The sequence below is a fragment of the Empedobacter sp. UBA7611 genome (genome assembly GCF_002484365.1).
GTDB classification, from domain to species: domain Bacteria; phylum Bacteroidota; class Bacteroidia; order Flavobacteriales; family Weeksellaceae; genus Empedobacter; species Empedobacter falsenii_B.
Window position 1 is genome coordinate 1 of record NZ_DLJR01000006.1, and the last position, 18,708, is coordinate 18,708.

The window sequence follows — 18,708 nt, forward strand, 5'->3', positions numbered from 1 at the left end:
ACACTTCGTGGGATAGTGTCAGATAATTATAAAAAAAGTCACTCATTGAGTGACTTTTTTATTCAATTTTATAATCCATAGGAACCATGTTTGCTATTTTTTCCCAGCTCCAATATCCTTCAACAACCAAATTAGCAGGATGGTAATATGTACCATTTTCTTCAATTTTTAATAAATCGCTTTTTATAGCGAAAATAGAAAGTTGGTTCGAAATATATTTTGCACCATTCTGTTTTGCATAGTCCAAATCCTCTTTTTCATTTTTGTATTCAACTGAATATAATCCTTTAAAATTAAGATACTGATTATTATTATCAACGATTTTCAAACTATCAGATGGAACTTTTTGATTAACTAAGTAAGTAATTATTTTTGGAGGAACTTTACCTTCAATTCTACCTCCTAACAAAGTTTCTTCTTTAAATTTTATGTATTCAGGATTATCCTTGCGAATCAATCGTTTTATATCATATCCTTCTTCCTCAATTTTATTCTCATAAACTGCTTTCATAAAATGAGTAATACTTCCTAAATAAGATTTACGACGATTTTCTTGCCATTTTTTTTCTTTAGAAGCTGATGATTTTAACTCAGTAAAAAGTGCTGTTCCAAGAGTTAAGACATAATTTGACTTAAAATCAACATTAAAATCAACCAAGTCATACTCGATTTTATAACCTAAGTAATTGTTTGTAATGATTAAAGGATTTCTAGAAGTAGCAGATAATTGTCGTGTATTTTTATCATATTTAAACCTTAAGTCTTTCGAATTTTCTATTTTGCATTTTTTTGCAGCTTCATTACTTCCCAAAAACAATTTCAAAAAAGTCTGATAATAATACAACCAATCTTCTTTAGATATTGCTTGAACAACTGTTTCTTGCAACGCTACCACTTCAGGTTCTAAAACTACTTTATAAAATGTAATTTGATTTGTATTAACATTCAAAATATAATTTTCAAACAAACTTGCACGAACAATTAAGTTATATTGTCCATTAGGAAGACTTAGTTCAAATTCACCTTTTTCGTTCGTTTTTGATTTAATCGTAGAATTATCGACATAGATTTCAGCATTAATAATTGGAAGCGATTTTTCATCAATCACTTTTCCTTTAATTGTATTTTGTGCAAATAGATTACTACTAATTAAGAAAAAACCTAAAATAATAATTTGTTTAAAATTCATTGACTAAATTTTAAAACAAGATAATAAAAAAACCGCTTGATAAAGCGGTTTTGAATTTATTTGAAGAAATATGTAATTCCTAAAGTTAAAAATGATGAACGATTTGTTCCATTATCCCAACGTTTATAGTCGTAAGTATCTATTAAACCATATTGATAGCGTAAATTAATTTCGTATTTTCTATCAATAGAATAACCTCCACCGATATTAAAAGCTAAATCAAACGATTTTGGAACATTATTTTCTCTTTCAGGTTCATTTTCATCAAATTTTTCTGATACTTTGAAACCTAATTGAGGACCACCTTCAACGAAGAAATCTTTTCCTTGATCATCAAAATAGTATTTATACATAATTGGAATATTGATATAATTTAAGAAAGCTTTGTATTTCTCTCCACCTTCTTTATATAACGAATATTCACCTTGAGTAGTATATAAAACTTCGGCTTGTAAATAATGATTTTCGTTTCGAGTAGTTAATTGATATTTTGCAACTCCTCCAACTAAAAATCCAACTCTCTCTTTAGAAACTCCATGAACAATAGTTGTGTTACTAAGTCCAACACCTCCTTTAACTCCAAATTCGATTTGAGCAAAAGAAAAAGTAGATAAACTTAAAAGAAATAAACTTAATAGATTGGTTTTTAAATTTTTCATAAGTTATTGTATAATTTTAACAAAATAAAAGCTTTTTTTAATACAAACTTCATTTCATAAAAAAAGCTCTCCAAATGAAGAACTTTCTATATTATTTTCGAAAATTTATTTTTTTGGTTGAGGAGGAAATTTAGCAAGAATTTCTTCAATTGCTTTCGGGATTCTTTCCGCTTTAGCACTGATATTACTCAAATTAAGATCAGAACCAACACCTTGCCAAACCAATATATTACGTTTATCATCAATAATGTCTATTACAATTGTTCCTGCTTGATAAGAAGAAACGCTATTTCCGCCGTAATATCCGCCATAGTAACCATAAGGACCGTAGCCCCAATTGTTATTATTTACAGAAACTTGTTCTTTAGAACTTGTCAATAAATTAATGACTAAGTCTGCATCAGAACTTACTTTTGTAAATCCTTTTGTAGCCATTTGTGCATCAATTGCTTTAATTAGTCGATTCTTATCCAAATCGTTAACCTTTAACTTATCTAATCCTTTTTGGTGAAAAGTATAAGTTTTATATGAAGCAAAATTTGTTGATCTGTCGTAATCTGTACTTACTTGAACTGTTCCACAGCTTGTTACAAATAATGACAACAAAATTATAAAAGTAAAGTGTATAATTTTCATGACCTTGATTTTTTATTTAAAACTACAATTATTATTCCTAAATGTAAAGGTAAATCAAAAAAAAAGAAGCTCAAAATACATGAACTTCTTTTTAACTAATATTTACAATTTTATTTTGCTAATTCTAACTCTTGAATTTTCACTTCAACAATTCCATTGTGATTGATTCTAACCAAATCTACAATTTGCGTTTCGTTGACTAATTCAGGATTAAAATCTGTCTGAACTTTTACATAATTTTCTGTAAAACCAAACATTTTCCCGTCTTTATTATCATGTTCCCAAAGCACTTTTTGAGTAGAATTTAATTGAGACTGATAAAAAGCTTGACGTTTTTTCTCTGATAAAATTCGTAACATTTTATTACGACGTTTACGTTCTCCTTGATCTACAACTCCTTCAAATTCGATCGCTTCTGTATTATCACGCTCCGAATAAGTAAATACATGTAAATAGCTAATTGGTAATTCGTTTAAGAAATTATATGTTTCCATAAACAATTCTTCTGTTTCTCCTGGAAAACCAACAATTACATCTACACCAATACACGCATTTGGCATCACTTCGCGAATTTTTGTTACACGATCTAAATAAAGATTAGATAAATAACGACGTTTCATTTTCTTCAAAATCTCATCGCTACCAGATTGTAATGGAATATGGAAATGCGGAACAAATCGATTACTTTTTGAAACAAAATCAATTGTTTCATTTTTTAATAAATTTGGTTCAATCGAAGAAATTCTGATTCGTTCTATCGCATCAACTTGATCTAATTCTTGTACCAATTCCAAGAAAGTATGTTCGTGTTTTTTATTCCCGAATTCACCTTTACCGTAATCACCAATATTTACACCCGTTAATACAATTTCTTTGATTCCTTTTTGTGCAATTTCATTCGCATTTTTGATAACATTTTCTACTGTATCTGAACGCGAAATTCCACGAGCCAAAGGAATTGTACAATACGTACATTTGTAGTCGCAACCATCTTGCACTTTCAAAAAAGCACGCGTACGATCACCGATTGAGTATGAACCAACGTAAAAATCGGCTTCTTCAATCTCACAAGAATGTACAATTGTTTCTTCTTTTTTATTGATATCGTCTAAATATTCAGCAATATTAAATTTTTCTGCAGCTCCTAAAACCAAATCAACACCTTCCATTTCCGCAATTTCTTGCGGTTTCAACTGCGCATAACAACCTACAACGACAACAAAACCTTCTGGATTTGCTTTCATTGCATTTTTCACAATCGTTCTGCACTCTTTGTCTGCATTTGCGGTTACCGAACATGTATTTATCACGTACACATTCGCAGAATCTGTAAACTCAACCTTCTGATATCCATTATCTTTCAAGTTTCTTGCGATCGTCGAAGTTTCAGAAAAATTAAGTTTACATCCCAATGTATGAAATGCAACTGTTTTAGTTTGATTATTCATAGCTGCAAATTTAAGAAATTATCCATAGTTTTGAAACATAAATAAATCAGCTATTCAAAATGACTAAATACTTTATCTACATTATGTTATTCGTTTCAATATTTTCGTGTTCTAAGAAAATTGAAATCGATGAAAACAAAGTATTTAAATTAAATCGTTACGATAATATTTCTTCTTTAGATCCTATCAATGCACGTACACAAGCCAATAATTGGGCATGCAATTTAATGTACAATAGTTTAGTGAAGATTGATAACGAACTAGAAATTCAGCCAGATATTGCAAAATCTTGGACAATTTCTGAAGATGGAAAAACGTATTCTTTTACTTTGAGAAATGATGTTTTTTTTCACAAGCATGAAGCTTTTGGGAAAGATTCGACTCGAATTGTGACTGCTTCTGATTTTGAATATAGTTTTAATCGTTTAAAAGATCCGAAAGCTGGAGGTTCTGGAGGTTGGATTATGAATAATATTGATTCATATAAAGCGATAAATGATACACTTTTTGAAATTAAATTAAAAGAGGCTTATCCTGCATTTTTGGGATTAATTTCGATGAAATATGCTTCGGTTGTTCCGAAAGAATTATTCAAAAATGGAAACGATGAATTCTTGAAACATCCAATTGGTACAGGCCCTTTTCAATTCAAGATTTGGGAAGATAATGTGAAAATGGTTTTTAGAAAAAATCCAAAGTATTTCGAGTTTGATGAAAAAGGACAACGTTTACCATATTTAGAAGCGGTTAATTTATCATTTTTACCAGAGAAAAATTCAGAATTTTTAGAATTAATCAAAGGTAATTTGGATATGATGGCAGATTTGGATCCTTCTTATAAAGACGAAATTCTAAATCCAATCGGAGATTTGAATCCAAAATATTCAAATATTTTAACGATTCAAAAAGTTCCTTATTTAAGTACCGTTTATTTATGTTTTTATCTTGATGCGCCCAATGCAGTTGATTTGAAATTGCGTCAAGCATTAAATTATGGAGTTGATAAAAACAAAATCATCAAATATATGATGAAAGGTCAAGCTTTTGAAGCAGATGGAGGTTTCATTCCGAAAGGTTTACCAGGTTATTCGCCAGAAAGTGGTTACAAATATTCTCCCGAAAAAGCACGTGAACTAATCAATAGCTATAAAAAAACGAACGAAAAAATTGTACCAATCGAGCTGACAACTGTGCAAGAATATGTAGATGTTTGTGAATATATTGCGGCAGAAATGGCAAAATTAGGCTTACCAATAAAAGTGAATGTTGTACCTGGACCAACGATGCGCGATGGAAAAGCAACGGGAAAATTTACGTTGTTCCGCGCAAATTGGGGAGCAGATTATCCAGATGCCGAAAACTTTTTGTCTTTATATTATTCGAAAAACTTTGCGCCAGAAGGTCCAAATTATTCACATTACAAAAATGGTGAATTTGATAAAATGTACGAACAAGCATTTTTGACCAATAATCCTGAAGAGCGCGCCAAAATTTATCAAAAAATGGATGCATTGATGATGCAAAACGCTCCAATTTTGCCATTATTCTATGATCAAACAACGTTATTTTTGAATAAAAAAGTTAAGAATTTTTCGATGGGACCAATCAAATTATTGGATTTAACGAGAGTTTACAAAGAATAATTCTTTTGACATTTCTCAAAAAGTTTGAACATCTTTTAAAAAAATCTAAATAATATTTCATTTTATTTCACGACATTAGATAATTGTTAACTTATTTGAAATAATCAGTTTTCTCTAACGTTTGAAATCAATATTTTAAAAGAAATAATTTCAGAATTAAAGGCGTTAAACCGAGTTTTTTTAGATATATTTGACACCAAATTTTTAATCAAAATCATTTAAATTTTTACTTATGAAAGTAAGACAACTTTTCGTAGTAGGATCTATCATTACTCTTGTTGCAATTGGAGTAATCTCTTATTTTTGGCCAGGTATCTTATGGTCTTTAATAATTATTCTTCCTTTGATTGCCTTAGGAATTGCTGATATCTCGCAAACAAAGCACGCTATCAGAAGAAACTTTCCTATTGTAGGACATGGTCGTTATTTATTAGAAAGTATTCGTCCAGAAATCATGCAATACTTTGTTGAAACGGATACTGAAGGAAAACCTATTGACCGTTTGATGCGTAGTATGGTGTATCGTCGTGCAAAAAATGTAATTGACACAGTTCCTTTTGGGACGCAATTAGATGTTTATGAACCAGGATATGAGTGGTTAAATCACTCGATGTATGCTGGAAAAATCAAACATGCTGATGATCCACGTGTAAAAGTTGGAGGAAGCGAATGTAAACAACCTTATTTAGCAAGTTTATTAAACATTTCTGCAATGTCTTTCGGTTCGTTAAGTGAAAATGCTGTATTAGCGATGAATAAAGGAGCTAAATTAGGAAACTTTGCTCACAATACAGGTGAAGGGGGAATTTCTCCATATCACTTACAGCCAGGTGGAGATTTGATTTGGCAAATTGGTACAGGATATTTTGGTTGTCGTGCTACTGATGGTGGTTTCGATCCAGATAAGTACGTAGAACGCGCTACTTTACCAAATGTAAAAATGATTGAGTTAAAAATTTCTCAAGGTGCAAAACCAGGTCACGGAGGAATTTTACCAGCAAATAAAAATACGCCAGAAATCGCTAAGATTCGTGCTGTAGAACCATATACAACTGTTGATTCTCCTCCATCTCACTCAGCTTTCTCTGATGCAGAAGGAATGTTACATTTCATCAAACAATTAAGAGAATTATCAGGTGGAAAACCAGTTGGTTTCAAATTGTGTATTGGGATTAAACGCGAGTTTATCGAAATTTGTGAAGCAATGATCAAAACTGGTATCAAACCAGATTATATCGCAATTGACGGTGGTGAAGGTGGAACTGGAGCTGCTCCTGTAGAGTTCTCAAACTCTTTGGGTATGCCTTTGTTAGATGGTTTAGCTTTCGCTGTTGATACATTACGTGGTTATGGTCTTAAAAAAGATATTCGTGTTGTAGCTTCTGGAAAAATTATTTCTTCTTTCCACATTGCTCGTGCAATGGCGATTGGTGCAGATTTAGTTTATTCGGCTCGTGCTATGATGATGGCTGTAGGATGTATCCAAGCTTTACAGTGTAATACAAATACATGTCCAGTTGGTGTTGCTACGCAAGATCGTGAATTGATGAAAGGTTTGGATGTAGAAGATAAAGCGACTCGTATGTATAATTTCCACAAGAAAACAATGCATATTTTATCTGAATTAATTTCTGCAACAGGTGTTAAATCTCACAGAGATTTCAATCGTTCTCACGTAAATTTACGTATCGACAATACACGTATTATGTCTTATGATCAATTGTATCCAATTGTAGAAGAAGGTGCATATGTAGGAATGTCTGTAGAAGACGTATTACAAGAAATTAGAGTTCGTACATTAAGTAAAGTGAATTAATCAATTTCATATAATAGTAAAAAAGCAATCCAATTGGATTGCTTTTTTTATTCAAGAATATTCCGTAAATATTGAGACGGACGACAACCTGTATGTTCCAAAAAAGCATCCGAAAAAGTCTTTCTTGAATTAAAAACCAGTCTTTTATTGTATATTTTTTGAGATTTGGTTCATATGCAAATCGTTTCAAAAGATGATTAATTCTCAATTCGTTGGTTGTTATTTTACTTCTTTATACTCAACGCCCCTGAAGGACATTGGTGAACTTGTTTGATAAGTTCATCACTACTTGCATTTTCTGGTCTTAACCAAGGTTTTTCTTTTGGTTTGTAAACATTTGGAAGTGATTTTACGCAAATGCCTGCGTGTTGACATAATTTGGGCTTCCAGATTATGGTGATTTCTCCGTTTGTGTATTCGTGTTGGCTCATTTTGTTGGTTTTTGATGAATTGAAGTTACTTAAAAATTTTCTATATTCAACGTTAAAATAATTTTAGTCCCAATATTTTGAGAACTCTCAATTCGCATTTTAATATCAGACATTTTAGCTAATTGTGTTGCAATATTTAATCCTAATCCAGAACCAGAAATATGGAGTGTTGAATCATTTTTAATTCGGAAAAATCGTTCTTGAACAAATTTTAAATCTTCTTGATTCATTCCAATTCCATTGTCTTCAAAAATCAATTCATAGCAATCATTTTCGATGTTAGAAAGAATTGTGATTTGACCTTTTAAGTTCGAATATTTTATGGCATTTGACAAAATATTATCTATAATAATCTCAAAAAATTCTTGGTAATTATCAATTTCATAAGCTTGAAGTTGTTCCGTATCAACAGAAATTTGTTTTTCTTGTAACAAAACATCAAAACGTTCAATTGATTTTAAAACTTCGGATTTTAGTTCAAATAAAGAAGTTTTTAACTCCAAACTATTATTTTCGACACGAGAAAGCAATAAAAATTGTTCCACCAAACGATCCAAACGATTCACTTGTTTCAATGTGTAATCTATTTTTTCATTGTATTGTTCAGGCGTGCGTTCGCGTCGAATCAAAATTTCCAACGTTCCTTTTATAATCGCTAATGGTGTTCGAAGTTCGTGTGAAGCGTCAGCCGAAAACTGTTTAGCTTTTAATATTTGAAACTCTAATCGATCTAACAATGAATTTATTGTCGCTGAAAGTTGAAATAATTCATCTTTATTTTTAGGTAATTGAATGCGTTCTGAAAGATTATTTTCTGTGATAGACTGTGCTGTATGAATCACATTGAAAACAGGTTTAATCGATTTAGCAGCAATAAAACGAGCTAAAAGAAACGTCAATAAAACCGAAATAGGAAAGATAATAAGTAAGGCAGTTTTCAAATAATCTAGCGCCAATTGATTGTGTTTTGTCGAAACGCCGACGACCAAATATCCCACAACTTCGCCGTGATGAATCAATTTTGCTTGAGAAATTAATAACTGAATTGAATTATATTCGGCGTAAAATGGCTTATTTTCTGGTTCTTCATTGTTCCAATCCAATTGATTTTGCACCATGTTTGGAGAACTCTCAATCAGCTTGAAATTTTTATCATAAATTGAGATAAAAACAGGATTCAGTGCAATGTCTGTATGTTCAACTTCTTCCCATTCGCGCGGTTGAACAAAGTTTTCTAATGTTGGTTCGTGTAAAACATAATCAACGTGGCTGTTAATTTCTTCCTCCAACGTTTCGTACATCGTTTTGTTGATGCCTCGGTTTACCGAAAAATAAATTAAAGAGAAGATAATCAGTAAAATAACCGAAAAAGTAAGGCTGTAGAAAAGCGCAATTCTATTTTTTACCGAGAATTTTTTAAGCATCTTTCGAAATGTAACCAACGCCACGAATGGTATGTAAGCGCGGATCGTCTTTTTTTAGATTTAATTTTTTACGAATCGCATTAATAAAAACATCAATCACACTTGTATCGTATTCAAAGTGAATGTCCCAAACGTTTTCAATGATTTCTTTGCGTGTACAAATTCGGTTTTTATTCTTGAATAGGTAAGCTAAAAGTTGAAATTCCTTTAGTGTTAATTCAATTAAATTATTGTCTAAAAAAGTTTGGTGCGTTTCTGGATTGATTGAAATATTTCCGAAATTCAAAAGATTATTTGATTCATTTTGACGAAGATAAACGTTAATTCGTGCTACCAATTCATTAAAATCAAATGGTTTTTTGATGTAGTCATTTGCACCAGCATTCAAACCTTCAATCGTATCTTGAACTGTATCTTTCGCTGTAATGAAAATAATGGGTGTTTTTTGGTTCATATTTTCAGAATTTCGGATTGCTTTACAAACTTCTAATCCAGAAATATTTAAAATCATCCAATCTAACAAAATAACATCAAATTTCTCGTTGTTTATTTTCACTAAAGCATCTTCGCCACTTAAACAGTGCGTTGGCGATAAATTTTCTTCTTCTAAACCTTGAAGCATAAAATTGGCAATTCCCAATTCATCTTCAACAATTAAAACTTTTGGTTTGTTCATTTTCTAATTCGGAACAATAACATTTAAAGCATTCGGGACAATCGAAACTTCAATAGAATTTTGGTTAAAAATAACGGCTTCACCATCAACTTGTGCAATAGTTTTAGGTTGTTTGGAATTGAATTTTACTGAATTGATTTGCAATACTTTTGCTTGCTTCATTTTTTCAATTCGTTTTCCTAAAACACAAGCCGAAAACTGAATTTGTTTTATAAAATTAAGCTTTTTTACTGCAAGAAAGTCTAATTTTCCATCATTTAATTTTGCATTGGGTGAAAATGAGATGCCGTAACCCGCTTCGTTAGAGTTAGAGCAGAACACAAAATAAAAATCATCATCGAATGTATGTTGATCATCTAATTCGATGCTAAATTTTTTTGGTTGAAAGTTAAAAATTGCTTTTGTACTGGCAGTTACATATCCCAAAAAGTTTCTGGTTTTGGTTTGCGCATAATTGTTAATTACATCTGCATCAATTCCCAATCCCATATTGCTAAAAAAGTAATTTTCGTTGATTTTTCCTGCATCAATTTTATTGATTTTTGCATTCAAAATCGTCTCAAAAGCTTTTTCGGTAGTTTTAGGGATATGTAAATTAGCCGCTAATCCATTTCCAGAGCCAATCGGAATAATTCCCAAAGCAACATTGCTACCAACCAAAGCTTGAGCGACTTCGTTTATTGTTCCGTCGCCGCCACAAGCTACTATTATATCAGGATTTATTGTGAGAACTTGATTTGTAATTTCAGTTGCATGACCAATACTTTCAGTCAAAAATGTTTCGAATTCAACATTTTTTTGACTAAAATAGTGTTGAATTTCAGTTTCAATCATTCGTCCTTTTCCCTTTCCAGCAATAGGATTGATGATAAAAATGATTTTATTTTTCATTTAATAAATGATTGCTAAATAAATAATCGGCTGTTTGATAATTAGATATGATAGAACGCTCGAAAATAGGATCAACCTTTGTATCAATTAAATTTTTGTCAATCCATTTGTATTGATTGATTTTCTTTTGATCAGATAAAATCGAAACATCTTCACCTTTTTTCATTCCTAATTTAATATACGTACCAACAAAAGAACGTGATTTGTATTGCGGATCAAAAATATCTTTTCCATAAAATTGAGATGTATATTTCCAATTGAACAACGAAAATAACGTAGGGAAAATATCAATTTGAGAAACTTCTTTTGTGACATTTTCGTTGGCGTGCGATTTTAAATTATAGATAAATGCCGGAATGTGATGATTCTTAACATCAATCGCATCTTTACCCGCGCTACTTGCACAGTGATCGGCAATAAAAACAAAAACGGTATTACTGAACCAAGGTTTTGTTTTGGCTTTTGCAATTAAATCTCCAATCGCATAATCGGCATATTTCACCGCACCAGGACGACCAGTTCCAGACGGAATATCAATTTTTCCATCTTCGTATGTATAAGGTTTGTGGTTAGAAGTTGACATCACAAAAGCAAAAAATGGTTGTTTTGTTTTGTATTTTTCGTCAGCAACTTTGATCACTTTTCTGTAAATATCATCATCGGCAATTCCCCAAGCATTCTCAAAAGTAACTTCATCATCATTAATATTGTATCGATTGGTATTGATTTTATCACTCAAAACGCTGCCACGACCGCGATCGTAAATGTCAAAACCATTTCCACCATAAAACGCATTCATATTGTCAAAATATCCATCGCCACCATAAAAAAACATATTGTGGTATCCTTTTGCTTTGAAAACATTCGAAATAGTATATAAATTTTGATTATCAACACGCTTCACAATACTATTTCCAGGTGTAGGAGGAATTGATAATGTAACAGCTTCCATTCCACGTACTGTACGCGTTCCGTTGGCATACATATTCGAAAAATAGATGCTGTTATTTGCAATATCATTAAGGTTTGGAGTGATTGATTTTCCGTTGAATTGCTCTTGCAAAAATGAAGCGCTCATACTTTCCATTAACACAAAAATCACATTTGGTTTTTGTTCTGCTTGTGACGGATTACTCGCTAAAATTGTTCTTCGTATTGGATTTTTGAATTGTTGATCGAAAACAGTTTTCGAATCTTGCAATTCAGATTTCATCACTGCAAAAGCATCTTCAATCGGAATAGATTTATAATGTTCGTCATATTTTAAATGATTATTTCGGAAAGCTGAAAAGAAAGAAAAGATTCCCGCTTTTGAAATTTCGTTGTTGTATCGGTTTTCTGAAGTTGAACTACTATCATTATTTAAAAGAAACAATGAGCCAACCACAAGTACTAAATTGAACACAAAAACGCCAATTTTTTGACTTGTTTTTGGCTTGTTATGAAATGTATTGTAAAAGAAGTAACCTTTTTTTGTTGCAAAAATTGTTAAGCCAGTAATTAAAACAATTCCGCCAATTAAAACTGGTAAAGGATATGATTCTTGAATATTTTTAACAACTTCGTAGGTATAAATTAAATAATCGACCGCAATAAAATTGAATCGGCTTTTGAATTCGTCCCAAAATGTAACTTCGGCAAAAAATGTAAAATAAATGATTACCAAATACAATGTATAAACGAAATACACAAAAATTCGATCAAATAATGAATTGACGAACTTGTTGGGTAAAATCATAAAATAAAATGACAAGAATAACGTGAAACAGCTTACAACGCTAATGTCGTACACCAATCCATAAAAAATAGTGTGCAATAACGAGCCAATATTCCAATCGAAATCACTTTTTACCCAAATTGCAAAAATTAGGCGTAGAATAAATGAAATTAGAATAAATAACGAACTGAAAAATAGTAAAATACTGTAACGTCCTTTTAAATTATTTGTAAACATTTTGTTTTTGAATTATTGTTCAAATATCTTGATATTTAATAGATTATTAACATGGAAAAGTGAATCTTAAGCGAATCTTAAGTTTGCGATTCTTGAATGAAAGATAGAAACTGAAAACGTTAATAATTCGTGAAAAAATGGTTTTGATTAGAAATAGTTGTAAATTTGTAATTGGTTTATAAAGTAGGTAGAATGGAAGAGATATTAATCAATGAAAAAGAAGAAAAGTTTTTAACATATTGGGAGAAAAGATTCTCTACAATTTTTAAAGACAATACAAGTTGGACAACTTTGTTTATGACAGTTAACAAAGCTACTTTTCCAGATTCATTAAATATAGAAACGTTTTGCAAAAAGTTTATGCAAGATTTCAATATGAAATTATCATATAAATATGATGAATCAGACAACGAATACGATTTGACAATTACAAGATAATTACGGAAAACGAAAAATCCTTATCAATTTTGATAAGGATTTTTTTGTTGTAAAAAGGGACATTTGATTGATAATCATGCTTAAATTTTAAGAAAAATATTTAACCAAAAAATTAAATAAAATATTGTTGATTTAGATTTGATTTTACTAATTAAAATGTTTAATTTTGCAGTTCACTTTTAAAGGTGATTTAGTTTTTAAAGTTTACAACATTTGTATAGCTCATAATAAGGTTGAGCGTCTCTACGGCAGACCATAAAAAATTGCCACTACAAATGAATTTTTTTTCTACAAAATGAGTCTTGAACCACTCTCATTAGAAAATAGTTTGTTTGTTGATGTAGATGATACAAATGGTTTAAACACATTAAACCAAATAGTACAGCAAACAATACAATGAACCACAGACTTTTCATTCAGAAGAAATCAAATTTTGACGTTATCAGTCAGAAGACTACAATAGAACTCAAAAACCTTGTACCTACAATTGTGTGCAAGGTTTTTGTTATTTATGATCTATTTAATATAGAAGAAAGCCAATTACAAGAGGTTCAAAATAAGGTGTTTGTCGATCCTGTGACAGACGTTGTTTTCAAATACGTAGAAGATGCAGTTAACGAAAGCATTCCTTATTCTAAAAATTATTTTGCAACCGAATTTTTACCAGGTCAATACAATCAACGCGATGATTCTTCGGAACAATGTTTAGTGTTGATGAATGTTGAAAATGTAACCGTAAAATCTGGTTTATTATATGTTTTCAATGATGATTTGTCTGCGGAAGATTTAAAGAAAGTAAAAGATTACTTAATCAATCCAATTGAGTCGCGCGAGAAAGATCTTTCGAAAATGGAAATTCCAGCAAATCCAGAAGCTACTGAAGTTCCAATTATTGAAGGTTTTATTTCTGCTGACGAAAATAAACTACAAGACATTTACAACCAATTTGGATTATCGTTAGAAATGGATGATTTAGTTTTTATTCAAGACTATTTCAAATCAATCAATCGTAATCCAACCGAAACTGAGTTAAAAGTTTTAGATACTTATTGGTCTGATCACTGTCGTCATACAACTTTTGAGACGGAGATTACAGATGTTCAATTTAATTCTAAATTTAACGAAACACTTCAAAAAACATTCGATTATTACCAACAAGTTCGTCAAGAATTAGGAACTACAAAACCAATTCGTTTGATGGATTTAGCAACTGTGATGGGGAAATATCTTTCTCGTACAGGAGTTGTAAAAAATATTGATGTTTCAGAAGAAATCAATGCATGTTCTATTGTCGTTCCAATCGATGTAGATGGTGTTGAAGAAGAATGGTTATTACAATTCAAAAACGAAACACATAATCACCCAACAGAAGTGGAACCATTTGGTGGAGCTTCGACATGTGTTGGTGGAGCAATTCGCGACCCTTTGAGTGGACGTTCTTACGTTTTCCAAGCGATGCGTATTACAGGAGCTGCAAATCCTTTAGAGAAAATTGAAGAAACGTTACCAGGTAAATTACCACAACGTAAAATCTCGAAAGAAGCAGCAAATGGATACAGTTCGTACGGAAATCAAATTGGTTTAGCGACAACTTTTGTGAAAGAAATTTATGACGAAGGGTACAAAGCAAAACGCATGGAAGTTGGTTTTGTGGCTGGAGCTGTAAAAAAAGAATATGTTCGTCGTGAAGAACCAGTTGCAGGTGACCGAATTATTTTATTAGGAGGAGCAACAGGTCGTGATGGAGTAGGAGGAGCTTCTGGTTCATCTAAAACACACGATGGTCTTAAATTAGACGATTTATCAGCAGAAGTTCAAAAAGGAAATGCAATTGTTGAACGTAAAATTCAACGTTTATTCCGTAATCCAGATGTTTTAGCATTAATCAAAAAATGTAATGACTTTGGAGCAGGAGGTGTTTCTGTTGCAATTGGTGAAATTGCACGCGGAATTAATGTTAATTTAGATTTAGTTCCATTGAAATATGCTGGATTAAACGGAACAGAATTAGCGATTTCTGAATCTCAGGAACGTATGGCTGTTGCGGTTGAGGCTAAAGATGTGGAAACATTTATCTCATTAGCAAAAGAAGAAAATCTTGATGCGACTTGTGTTGCTGAGGTAACGGGAGATGATACAATGACTTTGGTTTGGAAAGGAACAAAAATTGTTGAATTAGACCGTAAATTTTTAGATACAAATGGCGTTCGTAAACAAGCTAAAATCGAAGTTACGGACGAAGAATATACAAATCCTTTTGAGAATAAAGCCTTCAATAAAGAAGCGTTTATTGCAATGATGCAAGAGTTAAATCATGCGTCGCAAAAAGGTATGGTAGAAATGTTTGACAATAACGTTGGACGTTCTACTATTTTGAATGCTTTTGGTGGACAAACAATGGATACACCAGAAGATGTTTCGGTACAAAAATTCCCAACAGACGGATTTACAAATGCAGTTTCTATTGCTTCATTTGGTTACAATCCTACAATTTCTCGTTGGTCAAATTATCACGGAGCTTATTTTGCGGTAATTGATTCGATGACAAAAATTGTTGCTGCTGGTGGAAATTACGCTGATATTCGTTTAACTTTTCAAGAATATTTTGAAAAATTACGTGATGAAGCTACGCGTTGGGGAAAACCATTTGCGGCTTTATTAGGAACGATTGAAGCACAAAAACAGTTCGGAATTCCTGCAATTGGAGGTAAAGATTCGATGTCTGGTTCTTACCAAGATATTGATGTTCCGCCAACGTTGATTTCTTTTGCAGTTGCGCCTTCTTTGGCTGAAAAAATTGTACAAGGAACTTTAGTTGAAAAGAATTCTAAACTTTCAGTTTTTATTCCAACATTAACAGAAGATTATTTAATCGACGAAGCAAATACAAAAGCTATTTTTGATTTTATCGGAACAATTAATGCTGATGTAAAATCAATGATGACGGTTAAATTTGGTGGAATTGCAGAAACTGTAGCGAATATGGCTTTTGGTAATGAAATCGGATTTGAAATCAAAACTGATTTAGATGTAGCAAAATATTATCCAGCTTCGATTGTAATTGAACATTCAGATGATTTAAATATTCCTGCTGAAATCGCTCAAAATTATCATGTTTTAGGTCAGACAAATGATTCAACTTCGTTCAACTTTAATGGAGAAGAAATTAATTTGATTGAATTAAAACAACAATGGAAAGAAACATTCAATTCATTGTTTCCATATAAATCAACTACTGAAACTGTTGTTGAGGAAAAAGATTTAAAAGCAGAACAAATTTGTTTTGCCTTCGCCGATCATAAAGTAGAAAACCCAAAAGTTTTCATTCCAATTTTCCCAGGAACAAATTCAGAATATGATTCAGCAAAAGCGTTCCGTAGAGAAGGAGCAATCGTTTCGACTTTGCCTTTCCGTAATTTAACACAACAAGATGTTGAAGAATCAGTTGATGCTTTTGTAAATGAAATCAATCAAGCCAATATTTTCTTTGTACCAGGAGGTTTTTCAGCTGCTGATGAGCCAGATGGATCAGGTAAATTTATTGCAACGGTTTTACGCAATGAGAAAATCAAAAATGCAATTCACAATTTATTAGAGCGCGATGGTTTGGTTTTAGGAATCTGTAATGGTTTTCAAGCATTGATTAAATCAGGATTATTGCCTTATGGACGTATTCAAGATTTAGAAGAAGATACACCAACATTAACGTTCAATGAAATTGGTCGTCACATTACACAATTAGCGAAAGTGAGAGTGAATAAATCGCACTCACCTTGGTTAAAAGGAATGGAAGGTCAAGAATTCTGGATTCCATTTTCGCATGGAGAAGGTCGTTTCGTAGCAAATGAGGTTGAATTAGAAAAGTTAATTGATAAAGGACAAATCGCAACTCAGTTTGTAGATTTGGATGGAAAATTAGCTGGAAAAATGCCTTATAATCCAAATGGATCTACGTTTGCGGTAGAAGGAATTGTATCGCCTTGTGGAAAAGTTTACGGACGAATGGGACATCCAGAGCGTTACGAAGAAGGATTATTCAAGAACATTCCAGGAAATGGATATATGAATATCTTCAAAAATGCGGTGGAGTATTTTAGAGGATAAAATATAGATTTGAGATATTAGAAGTTAGATATTAGAAAATTTAACTTCTAAAAAAAGATTCTTCATTACGCTAAAGCTTCATCCAGAATGACAATTGAAAAATAAAGTTTGAGTCATCCTGAACTCGTTTTAGGAGCTCATCCTAAAGCGTGTGAGAAGCTGAAATGAATTCAGCTTGACATTGAAATAAAAAAAAGTCATTCCGAGCTTGTCGAGGAATCTAAAAAGATTCTTCATTACGCTAAAGCTTCATTCAGAATGACAATTTAAAAATAAAGATTGAGTCATCCTGAACTTGTTTCAGGAACTCATTCTAAAAAAGTGAGAAGCTGAACTAAATTCAGCTTGACATTGAAATAAAAATAAGGAATTTAGAAGCTAGAAATAAGGTATAAGAAAAAAATCTAAATACTAATATCTAACATCTAAATACTAAGTAAAAAAACAAACAACAAACTAATACCAATTTCGATCCTGAACCAATCGAAATTAATCTCGAAAGTTAACCTTGAACAAGTTAATTTTCAAAACAAACAACAAACACGAAGTGGACTTTTTCATTTCAAACAAAACAAAAAAAAACGATGTAATGAAGTTAGAAACTAGAAACTAGAAGTTAGATGAATTTTAACTTCGAATTTCGAAAATCGAGCTTCGAAAAAAACAAACAACGATGAGCTTAACAAAAAAAGACTTCATTTACGAAGGGAAAGCAAAACAAGTTTACTCAACAGAGGAAGCAGACAAAGTAATTGTTTATTACAAAGATGACGCAACTGCATTTAATGCACAAAAGCGCGGAACTGTTGAGGACAAAGGAGAAATGAACAACAAAATTTCGACTTTAATTTTCAACTATTTGATTGAAAAAGGAGTTAAAACTCATTTCATCGAGCAGTTGAATGATCGTGAGCAATTGGTGAAAAAAGTATCAATTATTCCAATTGAAATGGTTGTGCGCAACTATGTAGCTGGGTCTATGGCTCAACGTTTAGGATTAGAAGAAGGAGCGAAATCTCCAGTTACAATTTTTGATATCTGTTACAAAAAAGATGAATTAGGAGATCCATTAATCAACGATCATCATGCGGTTTTATTAGGAGCTGCAACATATGATGAGTTAGATGAAATGTACACACAAACAGAAGTAATTAACGAAGCGTTGAAAGAATTGTTCTTAAAAGCTGGATTAATTTTAGCTGATTTTAAAATTGAATTTGGTAAAGATGTTGATGGTAATATCATTTTAGCTGACGAAATTTCTCCAGACACATGTCGTTTATGGGATGTTGAAACAGGAAAAAAATTAGATAAAGACCGTTTTCGTCGTGATTTAGGTGATGTTTCAGAAGCTTATCACGAAGTATATAATCGTTTGACAGAAGTTTTAAAATAAACA

Annotated in this window: 14 protein-coding genes and 1 riboswitch; of the genes, 5 read left to right on the forward strand and 9 right to left on the reverse strand. The window is 31.6% G+C overall.

Annotated features, from left to right (window positions below; translation table 11 throughout):
- Positions 1-58 precede the first annotated feature (58 nt).
- From B3R94_RS00740 to mtaB, 4 genes are all read right to left on the reverse strand, one after another.
- A complete protein-coding gene (locus B3R94_RS00740) occupies positions 59-1,189 on the reverse strand; it encodes a carboxypeptidase-like regulatory domain-containing protein (RefSeq protein WP_280049813.1) in 1,131 nt (376 codons plus the stop codon).
- Positions 1,190-1,245: 56 nt separating this feature from the next.
- On the reverse strand, positions 1,246-1,848 hold the full coding sequence (locus B3R94_RS00745; protein ID WP_114999523.1) for a porin family protein: 603 nt from the start codon (positions 1,846-1,848) through the stop codon (positions 1,246-1,248).
- Between the two features lie 105 nt (positions 1,849-1,953).
- Positions 1,954-2,484, reverse strand: a complete 531-nt coding sequence (locus B3R94_RS00750) for a DUF4136 domain-containing protein (RefSeq protein ID WP_114999525.1) — start codon at positions 2,482-2,484, stop codon at positions 1,954-1,956.
- Between the two features lie 110 nt (positions 2,485-2,594).
- Complete coding sequence (gene mtaB / locus B3R94_RS00755; RefSeq protein WP_038332401.1) at positions 2,595-3,932, reverse strand: tRNA (N(6)-L-threonylcarbamoyladenosine(37)-C(2))-methylthiotransferase MtaB; 1,338 nt, start codon at positions 3,930-3,932, stop codon at positions 2,595-2,597.
- Positions 3,933-3,991: 59 nt separating this feature from the next.
- On the opposite strand from mtaB, the gene B3R94_RS00760 reads away from it, so the two are divergent.
- Positions 3,992-5,575: an ABC transporter substrate-binding protein gene (locus B3R94_RS00760; RefSeq protein WP_291097936.1), complete on the forward strand. Its 1,584-nt coding sequence runs from the start codon at positions 3,992-3,994 to the stop codon at positions 5,573-5,575.
- A 232-nt stretch (positions 5,576-5,807) separates the two neighbouring features.
- On the forward strand, positions 5,808-7,391 hold the full coding sequence (locus tag B3R94_RS00765; protein WP_114999527.1) for an FMN-binding glutamate synthase family protein: 1,584 nt from the start codon (positions 5,808-5,810) through the stop codon (positions 7,389-7,391).
- Positions 7,392-7,615: 224 nt separating this feature from the next.
- On the opposite strand, the gene B3R94_RS00770 is transcribed toward B3R94_RS00765, so the two are convergent.
- From B3R94_RS00770 to B3R94_RS00790, 5 genes are read right to left on the reverse strand one after another with little or no spacing between them, the layout of a single operon-like run.
- Entirely contained in the window at positions 7,616-7,822 is a 207-nt protein-coding gene (locus tag B3R94_RS00770; RefSeq protein WP_286474443.1) for a (4Fe-4S)-binding protein, read from the reverse strand.
- 29 nt (positions 7,823-7,851) lie between these two features.
- Positions 7,852-9,246: a sensor histidine kinase gene (locus B3R94_RS00775; RefSeq protein ID WP_280048994.1), complete on the reverse strand. Its 1,395-nt coding sequence runs from the start codon at positions 9,244-9,246 to the stop codon at positions 7,852-7,854.
- Positions 9,239-9,922: a response regulator transcription factor gene (locus tag B3R94_RS00780; RefSeq protein ID WP_280048993.1), complete on the reverse strand. Its 684-nt coding sequence runs from the start codon at positions 9,920-9,922 to the stop codon at positions 9,239-9,241. The genes B3R94_RS00775 and B3R94_RS00780 overlap by 8 nt, the downstream gene beginning before the upstream one ends.
- Positions 9,923-9,925: 3 nt before the next feature.
- Positions 9,926-10,813, reverse strand: a complete 888-nt coding sequence (locus tag B3R94_RS00785) for a diacylglycerol/lipid kinase family protein (RefSeq protein ID WP_291097940.1) — start codon at positions 10,811-10,813, stop codon at positions 9,926-9,928.
- A complete protein-coding gene (locus B3R94_RS00790; RefSeq protein ID WP_291097943.1) occupies positions 10,803-12,767 on the reverse strand; it encodes an LTA synthase family protein in 1,965 nt (654 codons plus the stop codon). The genes B3R94_RS00785 and B3R94_RS00790 overlap by 11 nt, the downstream gene beginning before the upstream one ends.
- 192 nt (positions 12,768-12,959) lie before the next feature.
- Between B3R94_RS00790 and B3R94_RS00795 the strand changes: the two genes are divergently transcribed.
- The 3 genes from B3R94_RS00795 to purC all read left to right on the forward strand — a co-directional run bounded on the left by B3R94_RS00795 (position 12,960) and on the right by purC (position 18,705).
- Positions 12,960-13,205, forward strand: a complete 246-nt coding sequence (locus B3R94_RS00795) for a hypothetical protein (protein WP_038332385.1) — start codon at positions 12,960-12,962, stop codon at positions 13,203-13,205.
- Between the two features lie 193 nt (positions 13,206-13,398).
- Positions 13,399-13,497: riboswitch (purine riboswitch) on the forward strand.
- Positions 13,498-13,601: 104 nt separating this feature from the next.
- On the forward strand, positions 13,602-17,309 hold the full coding sequence (locus tag B3R94_RS00800; RefSeq protein ID WP_291097946.1) for a phosphoribosylformylglycinamidine synthase: 3,708 nt from the start codon (positions 13,602-13,604) through the stop codon (positions 17,307-17,309).
- Between the two features lie 673 nt (positions 17,310-17,982).
- On the forward strand, positions 17,983-18,705 hold the full coding sequence (purC, locus tag B3R94_RS00805; RefSeq protein ID WP_038332381.1) for a phosphoribosylaminoimidazolesuccinocarboxamide synthase: 723 nt from the start codon (positions 17,983-17,985) through the stop codon (positions 18,703-18,705).
- Positions 18,706-18,708: the final 3 nt, after the last annotated feature.

What these genes read in the sequence shown, in the direction of transcription:
- B3R94_RS00745 (WP_114999523.1), bottom strand. Translation starts at nt 1,848, where the DNA reads ATGAAAAATTTAAAAACCAATCTATTAAGTTTATTTCTTTTAAGTTTA.
- B3R94_RS00790 (WP_291097943.1), bottom strand. Translation starts at nt 12,767, where the DNA reads ATGTTTACAAATAATTTAAAAGGACGTTACAGTATTTTACTATTTTTC.
- B3R94_RS00760 (WP_291097936.1), top strand. Translation starts at nt 3,992, where the DNA reads ATGACTAAATACTTTATCTACATTATGTTATTCGTTTCAATATTTTCG.
- B3R94_RS00795 (WP_038332385.1), top strand. Translation starts at nt 12,960, where the DNA reads ATGGAAGAGATATTAATCAATGAAAAAGAAGAAAAGTTTTTAACATAT.
- B3R94_RS00765 (WP_114999527.1), top strand. Translation starts at nt 5,808, where the DNA reads ATGAAAGTAAGACAACTTTTCGTAGTAGGATCTATCATTACTCTTGTT.
- B3R94_RS00750 (WP_114999525.1), bottom strand. Translation starts at nt 2,484, where the DNA reads ATGAAAATTATACACTTTACTTTTATAATTTTGTTGTCATTATTTGTA.
- B3R94_RS00740 (WP_280049813.1), bottom strand. Translation starts at nt 1,189, where the DNA reads ATGAATTTTAAACAAATTATTATTTTAGGTTTTTTCTTAATTAGTAGT.
- B3R94_RS00775 (WP_280048994.1), bottom strand. Translation starts at nt 9,246, where the DNA reads ATGCTTAAAAAATTCTCGGTAAAAAATAGAATTGCGCTTTTCTACAGC.
- purC (WP_038332381.1), top strand. Translation starts at nt 17,983, where the DNA reads ATGAGCTTAACAAAAAAAGACTTCATTTACGAAGGGAAAGCAAAACAA.
- B3R94_RS00785 (WP_291097940.1), bottom strand. Translation starts at nt 10,813, where the DNA reads ATGAAAAATAAAATCATTTTTATCATCAATCCTATTGCTGGAAAGGGA.
- mtaB (WP_038332401.1), bottom strand. Translation starts at nt 3,932, where the DNA reads ATGAATAATCAAACTAAAACAGTTGCATTTCATACATTGGGATGTAAA.
- B3R94_RS00780 (WP_280048993.1), bottom strand. Translation starts at nt 9,922, where the DNA reads ATGAACAAACCAAAAGTTTTAATTGTTGAAGATGAATTGGGAATTGCC.
- B3R94_RS00800 (WP_291097946.1), top strand. Translation starts at nt 13,602, where the DNA reads ATGAACCACAGACTTTTCATTCAGAAGAAATCAAATTTTGACGTTATC.
- B3R94_RS00770 (WP_286474443.1), bottom strand. Translation starts at nt 7,822, where the DNA reads ATGAGCCAACACGAATACACAAACGGAGAAATCACCATAATCTGGAAG.